The organism is Streptomyces brasiliensis (genome assembly GCF_014647875.1).
GTDB lineage: Bacteria > Actinomycetota > Actinomycetes > Streptomycetales > Streptomycetaceae > Streptomyces > Streptomyces brasiliensis.
Genome location: NZ_BMQA01000025.1, coordinates 26,618 through 45,417, shown reverse-complemented (window position 1 = coordinate 45,417; position 18,800 = coordinate 26,618). Strand labels below are relative to the sequence as shown.

Below are 18,800 nucleotides of genomic sequence, written 5' to 3'. Positions count from 1 at the left end.
TAGTTTATTGGTATGCCTGAACATCCGCTCGACGAACGACCGCTGGTCGTCGGCATCGGTGGCACGATCCGGAGCAACTCCAGCTCCGAGGCGGGACTGCGCTCCGCACTCGCGGCGGCCGCGGCCGCCGGTGCCCGCACGCTGTGCCTGACCGCCCACGACATCGCGTTGCCCTTCTACGAGCAGCACACTGCGCGCTCGCCCCAGGCGACAAGGCTGGTGGAGGCGTTGCGCGTGGCCAACGGACTGATCGTCTCGAGTCCCGGTTACCACGGATCGGTGTCGGGCCTGGTCAAGAACGCCCTCGACTACGCCGAGGACCTCGCGGGCGACCCGCGCCCCTACCTCGACGCCGTGCCGGTCGGCTGCATCGGCGTCGCCTACGGCAAGCAGGCCGCCGTCGCGGTCATCGACCAGCTCCGCACCGTCGCGCACGCCCTGCGCGGCTTTCCGACGCCGTACGGCGCGGCCGTGGTTGCCCAAGGAGCCGCCTTCCGCGACGGGCGATGCGTCGACCCCGCGATCGACGAGCAGTTCGGCCGGGTCGGGGCCCAGGTGGCGGCGTTCGCCGGCGCCGTCCGGGCCGCCACCACCACGTTCGAGCCCGTCGCATGAGCCCCCGCCCACTGCGCGGGCCGGGACGGACGGTCGGCATCTGGGCCGGCGCGTTCCGCCTCGGCGACCGCGCCCTCGTCGCCCACGCCGCCGCCGCGCTGGAGGAGATGGGCTATGCCGCGCTCTGGTATCCCGGCGGTCTTCGGCGCACCTTCGACACCGCCACGGTGCTCCTCGAGGCCACCTCGCGGGTCGTCGTCGCGACCGGCATCGCCAACATCTGGGCCAACCCGCCGTCTGAGTCGGCCACGGAGTTCGCCCGCCTCGACGCGGCGCACCCCGGACGCTTCCTGCTCGGCCTCGGCGTGAGCCACGGACCGATGGTCGAGCGGTCCGGACTCGGCAAGTACGAAAAACCGCTGGCCAGGATGAACGGCTACCTCGACGAGCTGGACGCATCGGCCACCCCTGTGCCGCCCGAGGACCGGATCATCGGCGCCCACGGCCCGAGAATGCTCGCGCTCTGTGCCGAGCGGTCGCTCGGCACGCACCCGTACCTCGTCACTCCCGAGCACACCGCGGAGATACGCGCGGCCGTCGGTGGCCACGCCCGAGTGATGCCCGAGCAGGGGGTGATCCTCGACACCGACCCGGCCTCGGCCCGCGCCACCGCCCGGGAAGCACTCGCGATCTACCTCGGGCTGCCCAACTACGTGAACAACTGGCTCCGCCTCGGCTTCACCCCCGACGACATCGCGGGCGGGGGCAGCGACCGGTTGATCGACGCCCTCGTCGCCTGGGGGACTCCGGAACAGATCGCAGACCGCGTCCGCGCCCACCACGACGCAGGCGCGGACCACGTGTGCCTGCAGGTCCTCGGTGCCCCCGGCACCCTGCCTCTGGACGCCGCGAGCACCCTGGCCGGAGCCCTGCTGGAGTAGCCCGGTCTACCGGTTCTGGAAGACCGGGTCCCGTTTGTCGAGGAAGGCCGCGACGGCCTCGCGATGGTCGGCGGTGACGGCAGCGGACACCTGGGTGCGGTTCTCGAGGTCGAGGCCGGCGACCTGACTGGAGATCTCCAGCTGCGACCACATCACCTGCTTGGTCATCCGGACACCGTAGGGCGAGTGCGCGGCGATCGCGCGGGCCACCTCGAGGGCGGTGTCCAGGAGTTCCGCACGGGGCACCTGCCGCGAGACCAAGCCGATCCGGTCGGCCTCCTCGGCCTCGACGAAGCGGCCGGTGAGCAACAGCTCGAAGGCGCGCGACGCCCCGATCAGCCGGGGCAGCAGCCAGCTCACCCCGATGTCGCAGGCGGAGAGGCCGACCTTGACGAACGCCGCGTTGAACCGGGCGTCGTCGGCGCAGACCCGGACGTCGGAGGCGAGCGCCAGCGCGAATCCGCCACCTGACGCCGCGCCCTGGACCGCCGCCACGACCGGCATCCGCAGCGAGCGCAGCCGGGTCACGAGGGTCGCGATGTGCTCCTGCACTGACATCCAGTCCGGGATCGTCCTCGACCCGTCACCGCCGGGCGCCGCGCCGTGACCCCCGAGGTGGGCACCGGCACAGAAGTGCTTGCCTGCCCCGGTCAGCACCAGGACGCGCACGTCGGTGCGCGGCGCCAGGCCGGAGAGCACGTCGTGCAGCTCCTGGACGATCACCGCTTCGAGGGTGTTGAACCGCTCGGGCTCGTCGAGCCGGACTTCGAGGACTCCGCCGCCGTGGTCGACAGTCGTCACCGAGGCCATCAGGAGACCTCCAGCGCGGAGAACTCGTCGCCGCCGAGCAGCGCCCCGCCGTCGACGGTCAGCACCTGTCCGGTGACCCACGACGACGCCTCGGTCGCGAGGAACTCGGCGGCCGCCGCCACATCCTCGGGCTCACCGAAGCGCGGCACCGGCCAGCGCCCGTAGACCTTCTCGCCGAAAGCGACCAGCGGCGCGGCGAACCGGGTGTTCACGACGCCCGGCGCGATGCCGTTCACCCGCACCCGCGGGCCGAGCTCGACCGCGAGCTGCGCGGTCAGGTAGTTGAGCGCCGCCTTGCTCATGCCGTACACGCCCGACGGGCTGCCAGGGGTGTCGGCGAGGTTGGAGGAAACCATCAGGACCGAGCCGGGCCGCGTCGCACCCAGCCCTTCCTCGAGCGCCAGCTGCGTCCACCGCAGCGGGGCCCACAGGTTGACCTCCATGATCTTCTGCCAGCGGCCGTGGTCGACCGAGCGGGTCGGGCCGAAGTGCGGGTTGACCGCGGCGCTGTTGACCAGCACGTCGAGTGCGCCCCAGCGGCCACGCGCATCCGCCAGCAGGGTCCGGGCGGCGTCCTCGTCGGAGACGTGCACGCCCGCACCGAGCGCGGTCTCGCCCGAGGGGTCGAGGGCGTGCGCCGCGGCCATCGCGTTGTCGGCGTTGCGGGCACACAGCACGACCCGCGCGCCCAGCTCGTGGAAGCGGCGCGCGATCCCGAGCCCGATCCCCCGCGAGCCTCCCGTGACGACGGCGACGCAGCCCTCCATGCGTCCGGCCGATGGTTTCGACTCTCGTTGACACCCCTTGTCCGGCATGCCTAGCATCCTAAACCCAATACTGGTTGATTAATAGGGGTGCAGATGACGCCCGAACCCTTCGACCACACCTCCGAGGCCCATGCCGAACGCTGGCGGGAGATCCTCGCGGAGGCCCGCCGGACGTGCCCGGTCGTCCACTCCGACCGGCACGGCGGCTACTACGTGCTGACGAAACACGCCGACATCACCGAGGCGCTCCGCAACCACCAGGTGTTTTCCTCCGAGCGGTCCTGGCACGCGGACGGCGCCGACAAGGGCCTCGGTGTCTCGATCCCGCACCAGCCGGTGCGGGTCGGCATTCTCGAGATGGACCCGCCGGAGCACCTGAAGTACCGCCGGCTGCTGACCCCTTGGTTCACCCGCCAGGCCATCGCTCGCGGCCGCGAGCGCATCCGGCAGATCGCGACGTGGGCGATCGACCGGATCGTCGAGGCGGGTGAGTGCGACATCATCACCGATCTCGCCGGGCCGTTCCAGGCCATCGTCATCCTCGACCTCCTGGGCATTCCGCTGGAGCGCTGGTCGGCCTACGCCGACGTCGCCGAACGGATGGTCCGGCAGACCGAGGACCGCGGCGAGGGTGCCGTCTGGATGCGCGAGGACGTGCGCAAGGAGGTCGAGCGTCAGCGCATCACGCCTCGGCCCGGACTGATCAGCGGTCTCAACGACGCCGTCGTCGACGGCGAACCGCTCGGCGTCGAGTGGGTCACCGAGCTCGTCAACATGCTGCTGCTCGGCGGTGAGGGCACCACGATCGCGACCATCGCGCACATGCTCAAACACCTCTACGACCGCCCGGAGGACCGGGCACGGCTCGCGGCCGACACGTCGATCCTGCCGACCGCGGTCGACGAGATGATGCGGTACCACGCGCCGTCGCCAGGCTTGGCCCGTACCGTCAACCAGCCGGTCGAGGTCGGCGGCCACGCGTTCCAGCCCGGGGACCGGGTGCTGCTCTCCTATGCGTCGGGCAACTTCGACGAGGACGTCTTCCGCGACCCCGAGACCCCCGACATCACCCGCTCGCCCAACCCGCACCTCGCCTTCGGCGGCGGTGTCCACCGCTGCCCGGGCGCGTTGCTGGCCTCCACCAACGCCGAGTTGTTCCTCGGCGAACTGCTGCGCCGCATCCCCGACTACGAGATCACCGCGGTCCGGTCCTACGAAAAAATCCCGCTGACCAACGGCTTCTACTCGATGACGATGGCGTACCGACGCGGAGAGCGTGAGGGCAGCGACCCGGGCGACCTGCCCCGGCTGACCGGCGAGCGGGTGCGACCGGCCCAGGGAGGGGTCCTGTGACGTCGGCCCACGCTCAGGAGCCCTTCGACCACCACTCCCCCCGGTTCGCCGAGCGGTGGCCCGAGATCTACGCCGGGATGCGCACCAGGTGCCCGGTCGGGCAGTCGCCGCAGCACGGCGGGTTCTACGCCGTCACGCGGTACGACGACGTCCGCCGCGTGCTCCAGGAACCCGAGACGTTCGCGTCAGGTCGCGAGCTGGAGTTCGACGGCAGGATCGTGGGCGGTGCCACCGTGCCGGTCACGGCCTCGCGGCTCGGGATGATGGAGATGGACCCGCCGGCCTCCCTGATCTACCGCCGGCTCATCGCCCCGTACTTCTCCGCCCGCACGGTCCGCGAATACGTTCCCCGTCTCACCACGATCGTCGACTGGATTCTCGACCGCACCATCGAGTCGGGCCGGATGGACGTCGTCGGCGACCTCGGCGCGATGCTGCCGCCGCTGGTCATCGTCGACCTGCTGGGCCTGCCTCTCGAGCGCTGGCAGCACTACGCGCACGCGCTGCACCAGGGCGCCGGCCACGTGAAGGGTTCGGCGCGGGCGATCGTCGGCGTGATGCGGGAGATGCGGGAACTGGTCGCCGAATGGCGTGCCCGCGGCGCCGGCCCCCCGGGCGTGTGCACGGCGCTCCTGGAGGCCGAGGTCGACGGGCGACCGATCGACGACGACCTGGTCGCCGAGCTGGTGTTCATGCTGCTCACCGGAGGCGTCGACACCACCACGGCGCAGATCTCGAACGTCGTCGAGCACCTGGACGCGCATCCCGGGCTGCGTCTGCGGCTGATCGAGGATCCCGACGCCGTCCCCAGCGCGACGGACGAGCTCCTGCGGCTGTACAGCCCCGGTACCGGGGCGGCCCGCACCGTCGTCGCGCCGACCACCCTCGGCGACGTCGCGCTCCGGCCGGGCGACCGGCTCTTCCTCGGCATCGGCTCGGCCAACCGCGACGAGACGGTATTCCCGGATGCGGAGACCGTCGATCCCGACCGCTCGAACGCGCACAAGCATGTGGCGTTCGGGCTCGGCGTGCACCGCTGTGTCGGCGCGTATCTCGCCAGGGCCGAGTTGGTGGAAGTGGTCCGCGCCGTGCTCCGCCGGATGCCGGACTTCGCCATCGACCGCGAGGCTCTCGTCCACCGGCCGATCATCCCCCTGGTCAACGGCTGGACCGTCATGCCGATCCGGTTCACCCCCGGCCCGCGGGTCGTCCCGGAGCACCTCGCTCCTCTGCCGTGCCGGACGGCCGTTCAGCCGGATCGGCCGCGGGATCTCGCTCCGCCGGACCGGTCGTCCGCCCGGCACGCCTGACTGATCGCAGCAACGGGACGACGAACGGCCCGGCCCCGCATCGGGACCGGGCCGTCGGCCTGCGGCGAAAGGTTCAGGCGCGGGTGGCCTTGAGGGCCGCGAGCGATGCCGAGGTGTTCTCGAGGAGGTCGATGGCCTGGTCCATCATCCGCTCCAGGAGCACCCTGACCGGCACGATGTCCTTGATGGCGGCTGCGACCTGACCGGCGACGACGATGCCGGCCTCCGTGTCGCCCTCCATCTGGGCCAGGTAACCCCGGTCCTCCTTCCACTGGTTGAGCTCGTCGACCGGGATGCCCGTGGCCTTGACGGCCGGCAGGTCCTCCAGGAGGGCCTTGTTCCTGAGGCCGCGGCTGGGCGCGTAGTAGCCCTGGTAGGTCATGTCGTCCCACTCGCGCGAGTCGACGATGTACTGCTTGTAGTTCCGGTGCCACTCGTGTTCCTCGGTCGCGATGAACCGGGTGCCCATGGCGATACCGGCGGCGCCCATGGCGAGCATCGCGGCAAGTCCGTAACCGTCGTGAATGCCGCCGGAGACGATGACAGGGATGTCGACCTCCGCGATCACCTGTGGGGCGAGCACCATCGTGGAGACCGGCCGGAGGTGTGTATGACCGCCCATCTCGTACCCCGAGGCGATGACGACGTCGACGCCGGCCTCGGCGGCCTTGACGGCGTGACGCACGGAGCCCACCTTGTGGATGTGGAGAAGGCCGGCTTCCTTGATGCGCTCGGTGAAGCCACCGGGGAAACCCGCCGAGGTGGTGATGGCGGCGAAGCGCTCGCCGACCGGACCGCCGGCGAGCTTGACCCGGATCGCCTCGTCGATGCATGCCTCGGAGGCGGGGAGCATCTCGCCGGAGGAGAGGGTTCCGACCGGGATGTTGACGGCGAAGGAGCCCTGCGCGTCGACCGCCACCTGCTCCATCCGGTCGCGCAGTTTCTTGCGCAGTTCGGCCTCGGGTGTGAGCAGGCCCGGTGTCGAGACCGAGCCGAGCCCGCCGGCCGCTGACACGGCGGTCGCCAGCGAGGTGGTGGGTGACGGGCCCATGCCGTCCTGCATGATCGGGTACTTCGTTCCGAGTCGGCCGCACAGGGCCTGCCATACCGCTCCCACGTCGATCCCTTCGCTGAGTGCGCAAACGGCCTTCCCGGCCGGATCAACTCAGCCTAACGGCATTTGATTATCGGGCCAAGGCCCCGCCGCTCACCCTGCGGGCCCGCGCCTACCCGGCCCCACTTCCCCTCTCCCCTTGGCCATAGAATCAAATATTGTTAGATTAAGTTGTTGCCGTCCCAGTGAGGTGCGATGTGAGCAACTACGGCCAGGCGACCGCCCCGCCACAGGACTCGCGCTACTTCCGCGACGTCCTCGGACAATTTCCCACCGGCGTCGCGGTCGTCACAGCGCTCGACGCGGAGGGTCAGCCCCACGGCATGGCGGTGGGGACGTTCAGTTCGGTCTCGCTCGATCCACCGCTGGTGGGGTTCATGCCTGCGCGCACATCGAGCACCTACCCGCAGATCGAGGCCGCCCGGCAGTTCTGCGTGAGCATCCTCGGCGCCGACCAGGAGGACGTGTGCCGGATGATGGCGACCAAGGGTGCCGACAAGTTCAGTGGGATCAAGTGGTTCCCGGCGCCGTCCGGTGCACCTGTCATCGACGGGGCTCTCGCCTGGATCGACTGCTCGCTCGCGCAGCGGTACGAGGCGGGCGACCACTTCATCGTCGTCGGCGAGGTCAACCAGCTCTCCGAGCTCCGGCCGGGGCCGCCGCTGGTGTTCTTCCGCGGCGGGTACGGCGGATTCACGACGCCGTCACTGATGGCTGCACCCGAGCGTGACCTCGTCGAGTTGATCCAACTGACGGGTCGCGCCCGTCCGCACATGGAGCGGCTCGCCAGGGAACTCGACCTCGAATGCCTGGCCGTCGGGACGGTCGACCAGCAGTCGGTGTGCCTTGCCATCGCCGACTCCCCGAACGCCGACTACACCTCCTCGCGGGTGGGCTACCGCACCCCGTTCGTGTTCCCGGTCGGCTCGGTATTCGTCGCCTGGGACCCGGACGGCACCGAGGGCTGGCTCCCGAAGGACCCGGCCCGGGCCGCGATCGGCGAGGCCGCGCTCCGGCGCACCCGCCGGCGTCGCTGGTCCGTCGCGATCGGCGACGACGACTACGACCAGCTCGAGCACGCGGTGAGCCGGCAACTGCGCCATCCACCGGAGGACGAACTCGGCAGTGTCATGAGAAGACTGCGCGGGGAACAGTTCGACCCCACACTCGACCAGCGCACCGCGTACGACGTCCGAATGCTCGTGGCACCCGTCTTCGGCCCCCGGAAGGTCGAACTCGGCCTCGCCGTCCGGGGCTTCCGCCAGCACCTCGACGGCGCCGAGGTCGAGCGGATCGCGGCCCGGCTGGTCGACGCGGCCGACGAGGTGAGCAGCAAGATCGGCGGGGCCGACGCCCTGGCCGCGGCGATCAGCGGGGAGGCATGAGCATGGCCGTGCACGTCGACACCGCGCTGCCCATCAAGGGCGGCGCCGATCCGGCCGCGGCGGCACGCATGGCCGAGGAAGCCGGGTACGACGCCGTCTGGGCAAGCGAGCTCGACCGCGATCCGTTCCTGCAACTCGCCGTGGCCACCACCGCGACCGAGCGGATCGGCCTGGGCACCGGCATCGCGGTGGCCTTCGCCCGCAGCCCGATGAACGTCGCCTCGATGGCTCACGACCTGCAACGGCTCTCGGGCGGCCGCTTCATGCTGGGACTCGGCACCCAGGTACGCGCGCACATCACCCGGCGCTTCTCGATGCCCTGGTCCGAGCCGGCCGCCCGTATGCGCGAGTACGTTCAGGCCCTCCGCGCCATCTGGTCCGCCTGGGAGACCGGTGAGCGCCTCGCCTTCGAGGGCCGGTTCTACTCGCACACGCTGATGACACCGATGTTCACGCCGGCCCCGCACGGTCACGGCACACCACCGGTCGTCGTCGCGGCTGTCGGCGACCTGATGACCGAAGTGGCCGGAGAGGTCGGTGACGGCATCCTGTTCCACAGCTTCCTCACCGAGCGCTATCTCCGCGAACACACCCTCACGGCCCTCGAGCGTGGCCGACGGCTTTCCCGGCGTCCGGACTTCCAGCGGGTCGGCGGGCCGTTCGTGGCCACCGGTTCGACACCCGAGCAGATCTCCGGGGCGGCGGAGGCGACCCGGAACCAGATCGCGTTCTACGCCTCGACCCCGTCCTACCGGCCGGTGCTCGAGGCGCATGGATGGGGCGAGCTCGGTGTACGGCTCCACGCCCTGTCCCGCGCGGGCGACTGGAAGGCCATGACCGCGGCGGTCGACGACGAGGTGCTGTACGAGTTCGCGGCGGTCGGCACCCCGGAGGAGGCGGCGGACACCCTGGCCACGCGGTACGGCGACGTCTTCGACCGGTTCACCCTCGTCACGCCGTACGACCTCGACGAGAACGCCCGCGCCCGGGTCGCCGCCCGGCTGCGGGAGCGCACCTGAGGGTGGCTGACGGCGCGTCTGCCGCCGTCAGCCGCCTTGTCCGAGTATCACGTACCACTTTACTGTAACGCTGTTTGGTTTAAGCGCGCACGACAAGGATCCTCCATGACCGAGAGCCGTAAGTCCGAGCACGCGTACTACCTGGACAACACCGATCGTTCTCTCGCCCCACATCTTTTCGAGACGCTGAAAGACGTACAGGCGAAGTGTCCCGTCGCGTGGAGCGACGCGGTCGGCGGATTCTGGATGCTGACGAAATACGCCGACATCACCGCGGCTGCCAATGACTGGGAGACCTACACCGTCGAACAGGGCCACACCATCCCGTCCACCGGAAAGTCGGTGATGCTCCCGCTCGCCGAGGTCGACCCGCCTCTGCACACACCGTGGCGCCGGTTCCTCGTGCCCTACTTCACCCCGAAGACCGTCGAGAGCTACCGCCCGGTGATCGAGCGGATCGTCGAGGATGCCTTCGCGGGGCTGGTCGCGGGAGGCCGCGGCGACCTCGTCGCCGACGTCGCCCGCAAGGTCCCGACCTCCTCGATCTCGGCGATCCTGGGCTTCGACCAGGACTGGAACCACATCTCCGACATCGTCGACGAGTGGATGGCCTCCACGGGCGACACGGCCGATCAGGACCGCGCGCGCCGGGCGGCCGCCGCCGTCGAGGCCGTCGTCAGGGAGGAGATCAGCAAGCGCCGCGGGAAGCCTGCCGAGGACGTCCTCGGCAAGATCATGCAGGGAGAGGTCGAGGGTGCGCCGCTCACCGACGCCGAATTGCTCGGTCTGTGCATCGTCTTCATCGTGGCCGGTCACGGCACCACCGTCGACGGCATCGCCAACACCGTGCACCGGGTGCTCGCCGAACCGGGTCTGATGGCTACGCTGCGGGCCGACCGCTCCGTGCTGGCCAAGGTCATCGACGAGTCGCTGCGTATCAATCCGCCGGTTTGGAACATGGGCCGCACCGCCCGCAAGGACGCCGAGGTGCGAGGCGTCGGAATCTGCCCCGGAGAGAAGGTGATGCTCACCTTCGGCGCCGGTAACTACGACCCGGAGAAGTTCGAGAACCCCGACCGCTTCGACCCCGACCGCCCCGGCGTCCACGGCCACCTGACCTTCGGCTTCGGCCGCCACCGCTGCATCGGCGAGGCACTGGCCAAACTCGAGATCACCATTGTGCTCGAGTACATCCTCGACCACCTGCCCGACCTCGACCTCGACGGCGAGGTCACCACCCGGACCTACTTCACCACCTACGGTCTCACCGCTCTGCCCGTCCGCCACGCCTCCCGGCCGGCCTGACGACCTGTCTCCCCCGGACGCCCGGCACATTGCACCTGCCCACACCCCGCGATCAGCGTCGTGTGGGCAGGTGGCCGTGGAATGCCTCCCTCGCCGTGCCGGACTCAGCCCTGGGGAAGGGTCGTGCCGGAGTTGTACGCCGCGAGGTCCCTCCGCTCCGCGAACCGCCACTGTCCGTCGGTGTCGCGGACGATGACGTCCTCGTAGCGCCCGAACTGGTGGACGCGACCGTCGGGCGAGAGCACGACGAAGTATGCCGCGCCAGTGGCCCGGTCCCCGTCGTAGGAGGTGACAAGGACGTTGACCGTGAGGTGGTGGTAGAGCGGTGCGCCGGAGGCTTTGGTCGCGATGGCGCGCAGACGGGCGCGACCGCGTACCTTCCCGGTCTCGTCGAGGATGTCCAAACCCCTCGCCTGGAAGGACTCGGCGGTGTGGCCGAAGGAGGAGATGTCGGTCCAACCGTCCTCGGTGAAGCAGTCGGCGTAGGCCGCGCCGTCCGCCAGATCGGCTGCCTGGGCGTAGCGGGCGTAGAGCTCGTGGATGGCCAGGCGGTCCGCGACCTCCTGGGTGCTCCGGTCACCGGGGGCGGGAAGCGCCGGGGCCACTACGCCGCTCCCCCGGTCGCCGTCCGGGCGGCGGTGCGGCCGAAGACGAGGGCGTTGCCGATGGAGGTGCCGCCTCCGGCGTACACATCGGCGTCGAGACCGCCGACCACCTCGCCGCCTGCGAACAGGCCCGGAATCGGGCGGCCCGCCGTGTCGAGCACTCGGGCCTCGTGGTCGATCCGGAGCCCGGCGAAGGTGATGCCGATGATGGCCGGCCGCAGCTCCACGGCGTAGAACGGGGCGGTCGAGACCGGCGCCAGCGTCCCCTGCTTCTCGAAGACCGTGTCGCGTCCGCCCGCGACATCGGCGTTCCACTGCTCAGCGGTCGCCTCGAGTCCCGCGGCTGCGATACCCGTGCGCGCGGCGAGTTCGGCCAGGGTGGCGCCGGACGTCACGACGCCGGCCTCTATCTGCCTGCGCAGCATGGCTGCGGTCCAGTTCGACTCCAGGTCGACACCGAGGCCGTAAGGGTCGACGTACCCGCCGTCGGCGACCTTCTGCAGCGCGGCATCGTCGAAGACCGCCCAGCACCTGCCCTCGGGCTGGCGGCCGATGAGGTGCGGCATCACGCAGTAGGTGTCGGTCTCGTCGACGAACCGGTGGCCGTGCTTGTTGACGTAGATGAGCCAGGGCGGGGTGAAGGCGTCGTTGAGCCGGCCGAAGTTCGGCGTCTCGAGCAAGGTGCCACCGCGGCCGCGGAGTTCGCCTCCGGCGGCCAGGCCCATCCGGACCCCGTCACCGATGTTGGTGTCGGGGCCGAGATACCAGTGCCAGTCGCCGTGTCGGACCGCGTCGGGCCAGTACTTCCGCAGCATCTCGGTGCCGGCGCCGAAGCCGCCCGTGGCGAGGATGACGGCGTCCGCCGGGATCTCCTCACCGGTCTCGGTGCGCACGCCGACCACAACCTGGTCCTCACCGGTGAGCAGCGAGGTGCACCGGGTGCCCGTGCGGATCTCGACGTTGTCGGCCCGCTCGACCGCGGTGAGCAGGGCGGCGACGATCATGGCACCGCCCGCCGGGCCGAGCCCGCGGGTGTCACCGGTGGGCATGTGGCCGCGCGGCTTGTGCTCCAGCCCGGCGATGTACAGGCGATCGGGGTTCCAGGTGATGCCGAGGTCTTCGAGCCAGCCGATCACCTGCCGGGTGCCCTCGGCCGATGCGCGCAGCAGCCGCGGCTCGAGTTCGTGCCGGCTCACCGTCATGTAGTAGTTGATGAGCTCGTCGACGGAGTCCTGGACGCCACGGGCCTTTTGGACCGGGGTGTCGGAGGCGTAGACGACGCCCCCGGCCCGGGCTGTCGCGCCACCGACCTGCTCGGCTGCTTCGAGAAGGAGTACGTCGGCGCCGGCCCGGCCGGCCTCGAGTGCGGCGGCGAGGCCGGCGCCACCGGCCCCGATCACGACGATCCTGCGGGTTCCTGCCATGAATGAGCCTTTCTGCACTGCGGTGTCGGCGAAGGCGGCCCCGTCGCAGTCCCTCGCCGACGCCGGGTTACTTGGCGAAGGGATCGAAGAAGCCGCCGTCCGGGACGATCCGGCCGTTCTCGACGGCGCTGGTGCCCACCTCGAACGACGCGACCCGCGGGTACTCCGGCAGCGGAGGGGGATCCTGGATGCCCTTGTAATCCGGGTAGGCGTCGCCCAGGCTGACCGGCTCCTTGATATTGGCGAGGGCCTCGATGACCGACGCACCGTCGGTGATCCGGTGGCCCTCGGCGACCGCGGCGAACAGCTTGACCGCCAGCCAGCCGTTGAGACCGATGTCGTCGACGTTGACCTTGGGGTCGGCGGCCTTCATCGCCTTGGTGAACGTCGCGATCTCGGGGATCGAGGTGTCGGACGCGGCGTGACCGCGGGACGTGAGCAGGATGTTCTTCGCGCCCGTTCCGAGGATCTTCAGGACACCCGGGGTGACCATCGAGGAGATTCCGGTGATCAGACCGTCGTATCCGGCCGCTCGGAGGGCAGCCGCGATCCGGCCGGCGTCGGCGCCCGAGCCCTGCAGGGACACCGCGTCGGGGTGGAGGTCGACCGCCTTGGCCGCCACCGTCGAGTAGTCGGCCGAGCCGATCGGGGCGTAGATCGTGGTCGCCTTGCCGTCGGCCGACTCGACGCCCTTCGCGGCCCATTTGGCGCCGGCGCGGGCGGTCTCGTTGTCTCCGCCGATCACGACGACGTTCGGGCCCCCGCGCTCGACCGCGAGCTTTCCGGCGCCGACACCCATGCCGACGGGGGTCGCGTTGATGGGGTAGGACACCGGGCTGGTCGCCTCGTTCTGGCCGTCGGCACCCCCAGGGCCGATGATCGGAATCCGCGCCTGCTTCATCACCGCCGCGATCGGACCGATATTGGGCGAGAGCGGTCCGACGACCGCGACGACCTGTTCGGACACGGCGCGCTGCGCGCACGCCGTGGCCTCATTGGGGTCGAACTTGTCGTTGCAGGTCAGCATTTCGACCTTACGGCCGTCGATGCCACCCTCGTCGTTGAGCCGGTCCACCGCGGCGGTCACGGCCGTCTTCAGCCACGGCACGGAGTAGACCGGGCTCTCGAACGAAGCGATCGTCATGATCTTGATCGGCCCGTCGGCAGCCGCTCCCCCCGCTCCGCCGCCACCGCATGCGGTGAGCAGCAGCGGAAGCACCGCGAGTCCGGTGAGAGTTCCTCTGCCCATCGGGATCAGCCCCTCGCCGTGTGGACAACCTGCTGCTCGGTGAAGGAGAGCAGCCCGTCCTCACCATTGGCCACACCGAGGCCACTGTGTTTGGCACCGGAGAAGGGCGCGTGGGAGGGCAGCATCGCATGGCAGTTGATCCAGGCCGTGCCGCACTCGAGCTGTTCGGCAACGGCCCCGGCCTTCTCCTCGTCGGCGGACCAGACCGAACCGGACAGGCCGTAGTCGGTGGCGTTGGCACGCGCGACGACTTCGTCGACGGTGTCGTACTTCAGCAGCGGGATCGCCGGGCCGAACTGCTCCTCGTCGACGATCCGCACGCCCTCCGCCACGTCGGCGAAGACCGTCGGCTCGAAGAAGTACCCGCCGCCCTCGATGGGCTTGCCTCCGGCCACCACCCGTGCGCCGCCGGCGACGGCGTCGGACACCAGCTCCGAGACCCGGTCGAACTGGGGCCGGGTGGTCAGCGGGCCCATCGCCGTGACGGGGTCGGTCGGATCGCCGACGACCATCGAGCGCGCGGCCGCGCCGAACGCGTCGACGAATTCCTCGTAACGGTTCGCGGGAACGAAGATGCGCTTGGGGATGCAGCAGATCTGGCCGCAGTTGAACATCGAGAACGCGAACAGGGTGCCGGCGGCGTTCTCCAGGTCCGCGTCGTCCAGGACGATCGCTGCGTCATTGCCTCCGAGTTCGAGGGTGACCCGCTTGAGGTCGTGGGCGGCGTTGACGGCCACGGACCGCCCAGCCGGGATCGAACCTGTGAAGCTGACCTTGCGCGGCGTCGGGTGCGCGGTCATGGCCTTGCCGAGCTCGTCGCCACCGGTGACGATGTTGATGACGCCGGGAGGCAGCACCTCGGCGCCGATCCGGCCCAGCAGCAGGGTCGAGAGCGGAGTGAACGGCGAGGGCTTGAGCACGACGGTGTTGCCGCCGCGCAGGGCCGGGGCGATCTTCCAGGTCCACATGCCGACCGGGCCGTTCCATGGGGTGATCGCGGCGACCACGCCCATCGGGCGGTGGGCCACCTCGATCCTGGCGGCGTCGTCGTCCTGGATCACCCGCTTCGGCCACTCCAGTTCGGCGTAGTAGCGGATCCAGGGTGCCGAGGAGGCGACTTCGCCCGCGGCGACGGCCAGCGGCTTGCCGGTCTCCTGGACCAGGAGCGCGGTCAATTCCTTCTGGTGGGCGTCGACGGCGTCGGCCAGGTCGCGCAGGGCCTGCCGGCGCGCGTCGTCGTCACGCTTCCAGCTCTGGTAGGCACGGGCGGCCGACGTCATCGCCTGGTCGAGCTGCTCCGGCGTGCACTCGGGTGCCTGCGCCTCGACGGCCCCGGTCGCCGGGTTGACGACGTCGAACGTGTCATGTGCGTCGACGGTCTCGCCGTCGATCGTCATGCTCAGCATGGGTTTCCTCCACGTCCGGTTCGCGATGGGTGAGCCACGTCGGCCATGTGGCAGGGCGCAGGCGCGCCAGGAGTTGCGCCGACCGTGATCAGTGACACATTATCCTGACAGTGATTGGTTTCTATATCAAGATCTTCACGCTGATTCCGTCCATCCCCGATACAGCCCTCGAGGGAGACCGATGACCGCCACCTTCCGAGCCTTGACCGCCCCCGTCCCCACACCCGGAATTCACCCCGACCGGGCCGGTGGTCCGAGGACCCAGGCATGAGCGGCGGGATAGTCGTCGTCGGCGCCTCGCTCGCCGGCCTGCGGGTCGCCGAGGCGCTGCGAGGCAACGGATACACGGGCAGGCTGCGGCTGGTGGGCGACGAGCACCACCTCCCCTATGACCGCCCGCCGTTGTCCAAGCAGGTGCTGACCGGCGAATGGGAGGCCTCGCGTACCGCGCTGACCACCCCCGAGAAGCTCGCGGAGGCCGGCATCGAAACCGTGCTCGGCGCTCGAGCCGTCGCAGTGGACACCGAGGCCGTCACGCTGGCCGACGGCGACCGGATCGACTACGACCAGCTCGTCGTGGCCACTGGCGCGGCCGCCCGCACCTGGCCGGGCGCAGCCCCCGACGGTCGCGTCCACCGGCTGCGCACCCTGACCGACAGCGTCCGGCTGCGTACCGCGCTGGCGGACGACGGCCCGATGACCGTCGTGGGCGGCGGTTTCATCGGGCTCGAGGTCGCGGCCGCCGCGCGCGGGTCCGGGCTGGACGTCACCGTCGTCGAGCTCGCGAGCACGCCTCTCGAACCCGTCCTCGGCCCCGAGCTCGGCGCCTGCTTCACCCGGCTGCACCGAGCCGCAGGAGTGCGCGTACTGACCGGCGTCCCCATCACCTCGCTCCAGGAGACGCCCGACACCGTGGCCGTCCGGCTCGCCGACGGCACCGAACTCGTCGCAGCCCACGTCGTCGTCGGCATCGGCGCAAAACCCAACAACGACTGGCTGGCCGGCCTCGGCCTCGATGACGCCGCGGGCGTGCCGTGCGACGCCCGCGGTCGGGCCGCCGACCGGGTGTGGGCGCTCGGTGACGTCGCCGTGTGGGAGGAGCCGATGTACGGCGACTGCGCACGTCACGAGCACTGGACTACGGCGGTCGACCAGGCGGCCGTGGTGGCGGCCGCCGTCCTCGGCCGGGAGTCGGGCCGCCCACCGGCGCTGCCCTACTTCTGGAGCACCCAGTACGACGTGAACTTCCAGCTGGTCGGCCGCCCCGACCTCGCGTCCTCGGTCCACGTACTCGAAGCCGGAGAGGACGGATCCGACCGCGGCACCGTGTTCGCCTTCACCGACGCCACGGACCGCCGCGTAGCGGTCGCCGCCTTCCACAACCCGCGCCGCTTCCTGCGGCTGCGCCGCGATCTCCAGCAGGAGCTCACCACGGCACCTGTCCGGCGCTGACCGGTCACGAGGTCCGTGACGCTCACTCAGAGGAGGGCAGCCATTTCTGCGGCCGCCCCGCCCACCCGTACGACCACCTCGACGAAACTCAGCGCGCATCACTCGACCCGCGCGGCCCGCACGAGATGACGGCCGGTCCGTCAGCCGGTGACCTTCACCCGTCCCGGGTGTTCCTCACTCGTCGTCCCACCAGGGGTAGAACGGGGGCATCCCCGTGTGCGCGCTGCTCGAGAAGCGGGGTTCCCGCTTCTCGAGGAAAGCCCTGACGCCGTCCTTGCCATCTCCCGCGCTGGTGTAGAACATCGCCAGCGAGTCGATCCGGTGCGCCTCCCTCGGGTGCGGCAGGGCGCTGTTGCGGTACATCATCTGCCGCGTGAGCGCGACGGCGACCGGCGACCGGTTCTGCGAGATCCGCCGTGCCAGGTCCTGTGCCTCTTCGAGCAGCGACGTAGCAGCCACGACACGGCTCACCAGTCCGCCGTCCCTGGCTTCCTCCGCCGAAAGGATCTCGGCCGAGTACACCCACTCCAGTGCCCGGGCCATGCCGACGATCCGTGGCAGGAACCAGGTCGACGCCGCCTCGGGGACGATGCCCAACTTGCCGAAGACGAAGCCGATCCGTGCCTCCTCCGACGCCAGCCGGATGTCCATGGCCAGGGTCATCGTGGCCCCGATGCCCACGGCCGGGCCGTTGATCGCCGCAATCACGGGCTTGCGGCATTCGAAGATCGCCAGGGTCACCCGTCCGCCTGTGTCGCGCACGCCCCGCAGGATCTGTGGGTCGTCGAGGTCGCCCATGTCGGACAGCATCGGCCGCTGGGACTCGTCCAGCCCGAACACGTTGCCCTCCGACGCGAGTTCCATGCCCGCGCAGAAGGCCCGGCCGGCTCCCGTCACCACCACGGCACGCACCTCGTCACGCACGTTCACCTCGGTGAACAGCAGCACGAGTTCGTTCGCCATGTCGACAGTGAAGGCGTTCATCCGGTCGGGGCGGTCGAGGGTGACGGTGAGAACCCCGCGCTCCAGTTCGGTCGACAGGGTCTGGAATTTTCCGACGTCCGTTGCCGCGCTCATGCCCCGTACGCCTTTCGTGCGGCTGCGGCGATTCCTGCGACCCCTGCGGGCATGGACACCTGGCCCCCTTCTCGCACCTCAGCCGTATCCACGATCCGTCCCAGCCTTCCGATGGCCCGCATACGATCCCTCGATCCGTACGACCTACCGAGCGTTAGAAAATAATCTACCGATAGGATTATGCTAGTGATCACTTGGAGCGTGCAAGAGCTCGCCGTGCCGGAACAAGCAACGTCCGGTGGGGTGTCCCCTTGTGTCAGGGTTGGTGCGATGCTCGTGTCCCCAAAGGCTCCCAGGTTTGAGGATGGGTCACGTGAGTGAGACGAGCCGGGAATGGCCGCGCCCCAAGATTCGCCCCCGCAAGGCCGAGGTGAGGAACGATCAGATCTTCGAGGCGGCTGCCCGGCTGTTCTACGAAAAGGGGTACGCGGCCACATCCCTCCAGGACCTGGCCGGCGCGGTGGGCCTGAAGAAGGGCAGCCTCTACTACTACATCGACTCCAAGAAGGACCTGCTCTTCGCCATCACGGATTACGCGCACAGGTTCTTCGTCGAGCTCACCGAGAATGCCAAGGCCGAAGGCGGCACGCCGCTGCAGACGCTGGAACGCATGCTGTTCCAGCACGCGAGGTTCGCCGCCGAGCACTTCCACGTGACGGCCGCCTTCTACAACGAGCGGCCGACCCTGTCCGACGCATACCAGGAGCGCATCGTCGCCACCCGCGACGCCTATGAGGCGTCCCTGCGCCGACTCGTCAGGAGTGGCCAGGAAGCGGGCGAGTTCGCCGCGGACCTGGACTCCCGGCTCGCGGTGTTCGGTGTGCTGGGCATGATCAATTGGATCCACCAGTGGTACCGCCCGGAAGGGACGCTGTCGCCGTCCGAGATCGCCACGGCGCTGAGCCGGCAGGCCGTCCGGTCCCTGATGCCGCGCACCGACGCGGGCTGAGCGGGACGGACCTGCCGACCAGCCGCACGGGAGGGGACGGCCTGTCTGCTACGGCGAAGGGGGGAAGTACTCGATACCG

The 18,800-nt window shown here is 70.0% G+C and carries 17 protein-coding genes; 9 read left to right on the top strand and 8 right to left on the bottom strand.

Annotated features, from left to right (window positions below):
- Positions 1–12 precede the first annotated feature (12 nt).
- Positions 13–615, top strand: a complete 603-nt coding sequence (locus tag IEZ19_RS29720) for an NADPH-dependent FMN reductase (protein ID WP_189314397.1) — start codon at positions 13–15, stop codon at positions 613–615.
- Entirely contained in the window at positions 612–1,496 is an 885-nt protein-coding gene (locus tag IEZ19_RS29715) for an LLM class F420-dependent oxidoreductase (RefSeq protein ID WP_189314396.1), read from the top strand. The genes IEZ19_RS29720 and IEZ19_RS29715 overlap by 4 nt, the downstream gene beginning before the upstream one ends.
- A gap of 6 nt (positions 1,497–1,502) precedes the next feature.
- On the opposite strand, the gene IEZ19_RS29710 is transcribed toward IEZ19_RS29715, so the two are convergent.
- Positions 1,503–2,306 carry an enoyl-CoA hydratase/isomerase family protein gene (locus IEZ19_RS29710; protein WP_189314395.1) on the bottom strand — a complete coding sequence of 268 codons (804 nt, stop codon included), beginning with the start codon at positions 2,304–2,306 and terminating at the stop codon, positions 1,503–1,505.
- On the bottom strand, positions 2,306–3,121 hold the full coding sequence (locus IEZ19_RS29705) for an SDR family oxidoreductase (RefSeq protein WP_229840995.1): 816 nt from the start codon (positions 3,119–3,121) through the stop codon (positions 2,306–2,308). Before IEZ19_RS29705 ends, IEZ19_RS29710 begins: the two co-directional genes overlap by 1 nt.
- A 45-nt stretch (positions 3,122–3,166) precedes the next feature.
- Here IEZ19_RS29705 and IEZ19_RS29700 point away from each other — a divergent pair, with 45 nt between their 5' ends.
- Positions 3,167–4,426: a cytochrome P450 gene (locus IEZ19_RS29700; protein WP_189314394.1), complete on the top strand. Its 1,260-nt coding sequence runs from the start codon at positions 3,167–3,169 to the stop codon at positions 4,424–4,426.
- Positions 4,423–5,736 (top strand): cytochrome P450, encoded by a 1,314-nt coding sequence (locus IEZ19_RS29695; RefSeq protein WP_229840993.1) that lies wholly within the window; start codon positions 4,423–4,425, stop codon positions 5,734–5,736. The genes IEZ19_RS29700 and IEZ19_RS29695 overlap by 4 nt, the downstream gene beginning before the upstream one ends.
- Positions 5,737–5,809: 73 nt before the next feature.
- Here IEZ19_RS29695 and IEZ19_RS29690 read toward each other — a convergent pair whose 3' ends face one another.
- Positions 5,810–6,853: an NAD(P)H-dependent flavin oxidoreductase gene (locus tag IEZ19_RS29690; RefSeq protein ID WP_229840991.1), complete on the bottom strand. Its 1,044-nt coding sequence runs from the start codon at positions 6,851–6,853 to the stop codon at positions 5,810–5,812.
- A gap of 194 nt (positions 6,854–7,047) precedes the next feature.
- On the opposite strand from IEZ19_RS29690, the gene IEZ19_RS29685 reads away from it, so the two are divergent.
- The 3 genes from IEZ19_RS29685 (at position 7,048) to IEZ19_RS29675 (ending at position 10,559) form a co-directional block, all read left to right on the top strand.
- The gene (locus tag IEZ19_RS29685) at positions 7,048–8,235 is read left to right on the top strand and encodes a flavin reductase (protein ID WP_189314393.1); all 1,188 of its coding nucleotides are present in this window, start codon (positions 7,048–7,050) and stop codon (positions 8,233–8,235) included.
- Positions 8,236–8,237: 2 nt separating this feature from the next.
- Positions 8,238–9,254: a TIGR03617 family F420-dependent LLM class oxidoreductase gene (locus IEZ19_RS29680; protein ID WP_189314392.1), complete on the top strand. Its 1,017-nt coding sequence runs from the start codon at positions 8,238–8,240 to the stop codon at positions 9,252–9,254.
- Positions 9,255–9,359: 105 nt separating this feature from the next.
- Entirely contained in the window at positions 9,360–10,559 is a 1,200-nt protein-coding gene (locus tag IEZ19_RS29675) for a cytochrome P450 (protein WP_189314391.1), read from the top strand.
- Positions 10,560–10,663: 104 nt separating this feature from the next.
- Here IEZ19_RS29675 and IEZ19_RS29670 read toward each other — a convergent pair whose 3' ends face one another.
- The 4 genes from IEZ19_RS29670 to IEZ19_RS29655 form a co-directional block, all read right to left on the bottom strand.
- Complete coding sequence (locus IEZ19_RS29670; RefSeq protein ID WP_189314390.1) at positions 10,664–11,164, bottom strand: nuclear transport factor 2 family protein; 501 nt, start codon at positions 11,162–11,164, stop codon at positions 10,664–10,666.
- A complete protein-coding gene (locus IEZ19_RS29665; RefSeq protein WP_189314389.1) occupies positions 11,164–12,588 on the bottom strand; it encodes an FAD-dependent oxidoreductase in 1,425 nt (474 codons plus the stop codon). The genes IEZ19_RS29670 and IEZ19_RS29665 overlap by 1 nt, the downstream gene beginning before the upstream one ends.
- A gap of 67 nt (positions 12,589–12,655) precedes the next feature.
- Positions 12,656–13,837, bottom strand: a complete 1,182-nt coding sequence (locus IEZ19_RS29660) for an ABC transporter substrate-binding protein (RefSeq protein WP_189314388.1) — start codon at positions 13,835–13,837, stop codon at positions 12,656–12,658.
- A 5-nt stretch (positions 13,838–13,842) separates the two neighbouring features.
- A complete protein-coding gene (locus IEZ19_RS29655; RefSeq protein ID WP_189314387.1) occupies positions 13,843–15,243 on the bottom strand; it encodes an aldehyde dehydrogenase family protein in 1,401 nt (466 codons plus the stop codon).
- A 267-nt stretch (positions 15,244–15,510) separates the two neighbouring features.
- On the opposite strand from IEZ19_RS29655, the gene IEZ19_RS29650 reads away from it, so the two are divergent.
- A complete protein-coding gene (locus IEZ19_RS29650; RefSeq protein ID WP_189314386.1) occupies positions 15,511–16,695 on the top strand; it encodes an NAD(P)/FAD-dependent oxidoreductase in 1,185 nt (394 codons plus the stop codon).
- A gap of 174 nt (positions 16,696–16,869) precedes the next feature.
- Here the strand turns inward: IEZ19_RS29650 and IEZ19_RS29645 are convergent, their stop codons facing one another.
- The gene (locus IEZ19_RS29645) at positions 16,870–17,772 is read right to left on the bottom strand and encodes a crotonase/enoyl-CoA hydratase family protein (protein WP_189314385.1); all 903 of its coding nucleotides are present in this window, start codon (positions 17,770–17,772) and stop codon (positions 16,870–16,872) included.
- 313 nt (positions 17,773–18,085) lie between these two features.
- On the opposite strand from IEZ19_RS29645, the gene IEZ19_RS29640 reads away from it, so the two are divergent.
- On the top strand, positions 18,086–18,721 hold the full coding sequence (locus IEZ19_RS29640; RefSeq protein ID WP_189314384.1) for a TetR/AcrR family transcriptional regulator: 636 nt from the start codon (positions 18,086–18,088) through the stop codon (positions 18,719–18,721).
- Positions 18,722–18,800: the final 79 nt, after the last annotated feature.

Coding starts and splice junctions, on each gene's coding strand:
- IEZ19_RS29720 (WP_189314397.1), top strand. CDS start 13: ATGCCTGAACATCCGCTCGACGAACGACCGCTGGTCGTCGGCATCGGT.
- IEZ19_RS29715 (WP_189314396.1), top strand. CDS start 612: ATGAGCCCCCGCCCACTGCGCGGGCCGGGACGGACGGTCGGCATCTGG.
- IEZ19_RS29710 (WP_189314395.1), bottom strand. CDS start 2,306: ATGGCCTCGGTGACGACTGTCGACCACGGCGGCGGAGTCCTCGAAGTC.
- IEZ19_RS29705 (WP_229840995.1), bottom strand. CDS start 3,121: ATGCCGGACAAGGGGTGTCAACGAGAGTCGAAACCATCGGCCGGACGC.
- IEZ19_RS29700 (WP_189314394.1), top strand. CDS start 3,167: ATGACGCCCGAACCCTTCGACCACACCTCCGAGGCCCATGCCGAACGC.
- IEZ19_RS29680 (WP_189314392.1), top strand. CDS start 8,238: ATGGCCGTGCACGTCGACACCGCGCTGCCCATCAAGGGCGGCGCCGAT.
- IEZ19_RS29675 (WP_189314391.1), top strand. CDS start 9,360: ATGACCGAGAGCCGTAAGTCCGAGCACGCGTACTACCTGGACAACACC.
- IEZ19_RS29665 (WP_189314389.1), bottom strand. CDS start 12,588: ATGGCAGGAACCCGCAGGATCGTCGTGATCGGGGCCGGTGGCGCCGGC.
- IEZ19_RS29660 (WP_189314388.1), bottom strand. CDS start 13,837: ATGGGCAGAGGAACTCTCACCGGACTCGCGGTGCTTCCGCTGCTGCTC.
- IEZ19_RS29655 (WP_189314387.1), bottom strand. CDS start 15,243: ATGCTGAGCATGACGATCGACGGCGAGACCGTCGACGCACATGACACG.
- IEZ19_RS29650 (WP_189314386.1), top strand. CDS start 15,511: ATGAGCGGCGGGATAGTCGTCGTCGGCGCCTCGCTCGCCGGCCTGCGG.
- IEZ19_RS29645 (WP_189314385.1), bottom strand. CDS start 17,772: ATGAGCGCGGCAACGGACGTCGGAAAATTCCAGACCCTGTCGACCGAA.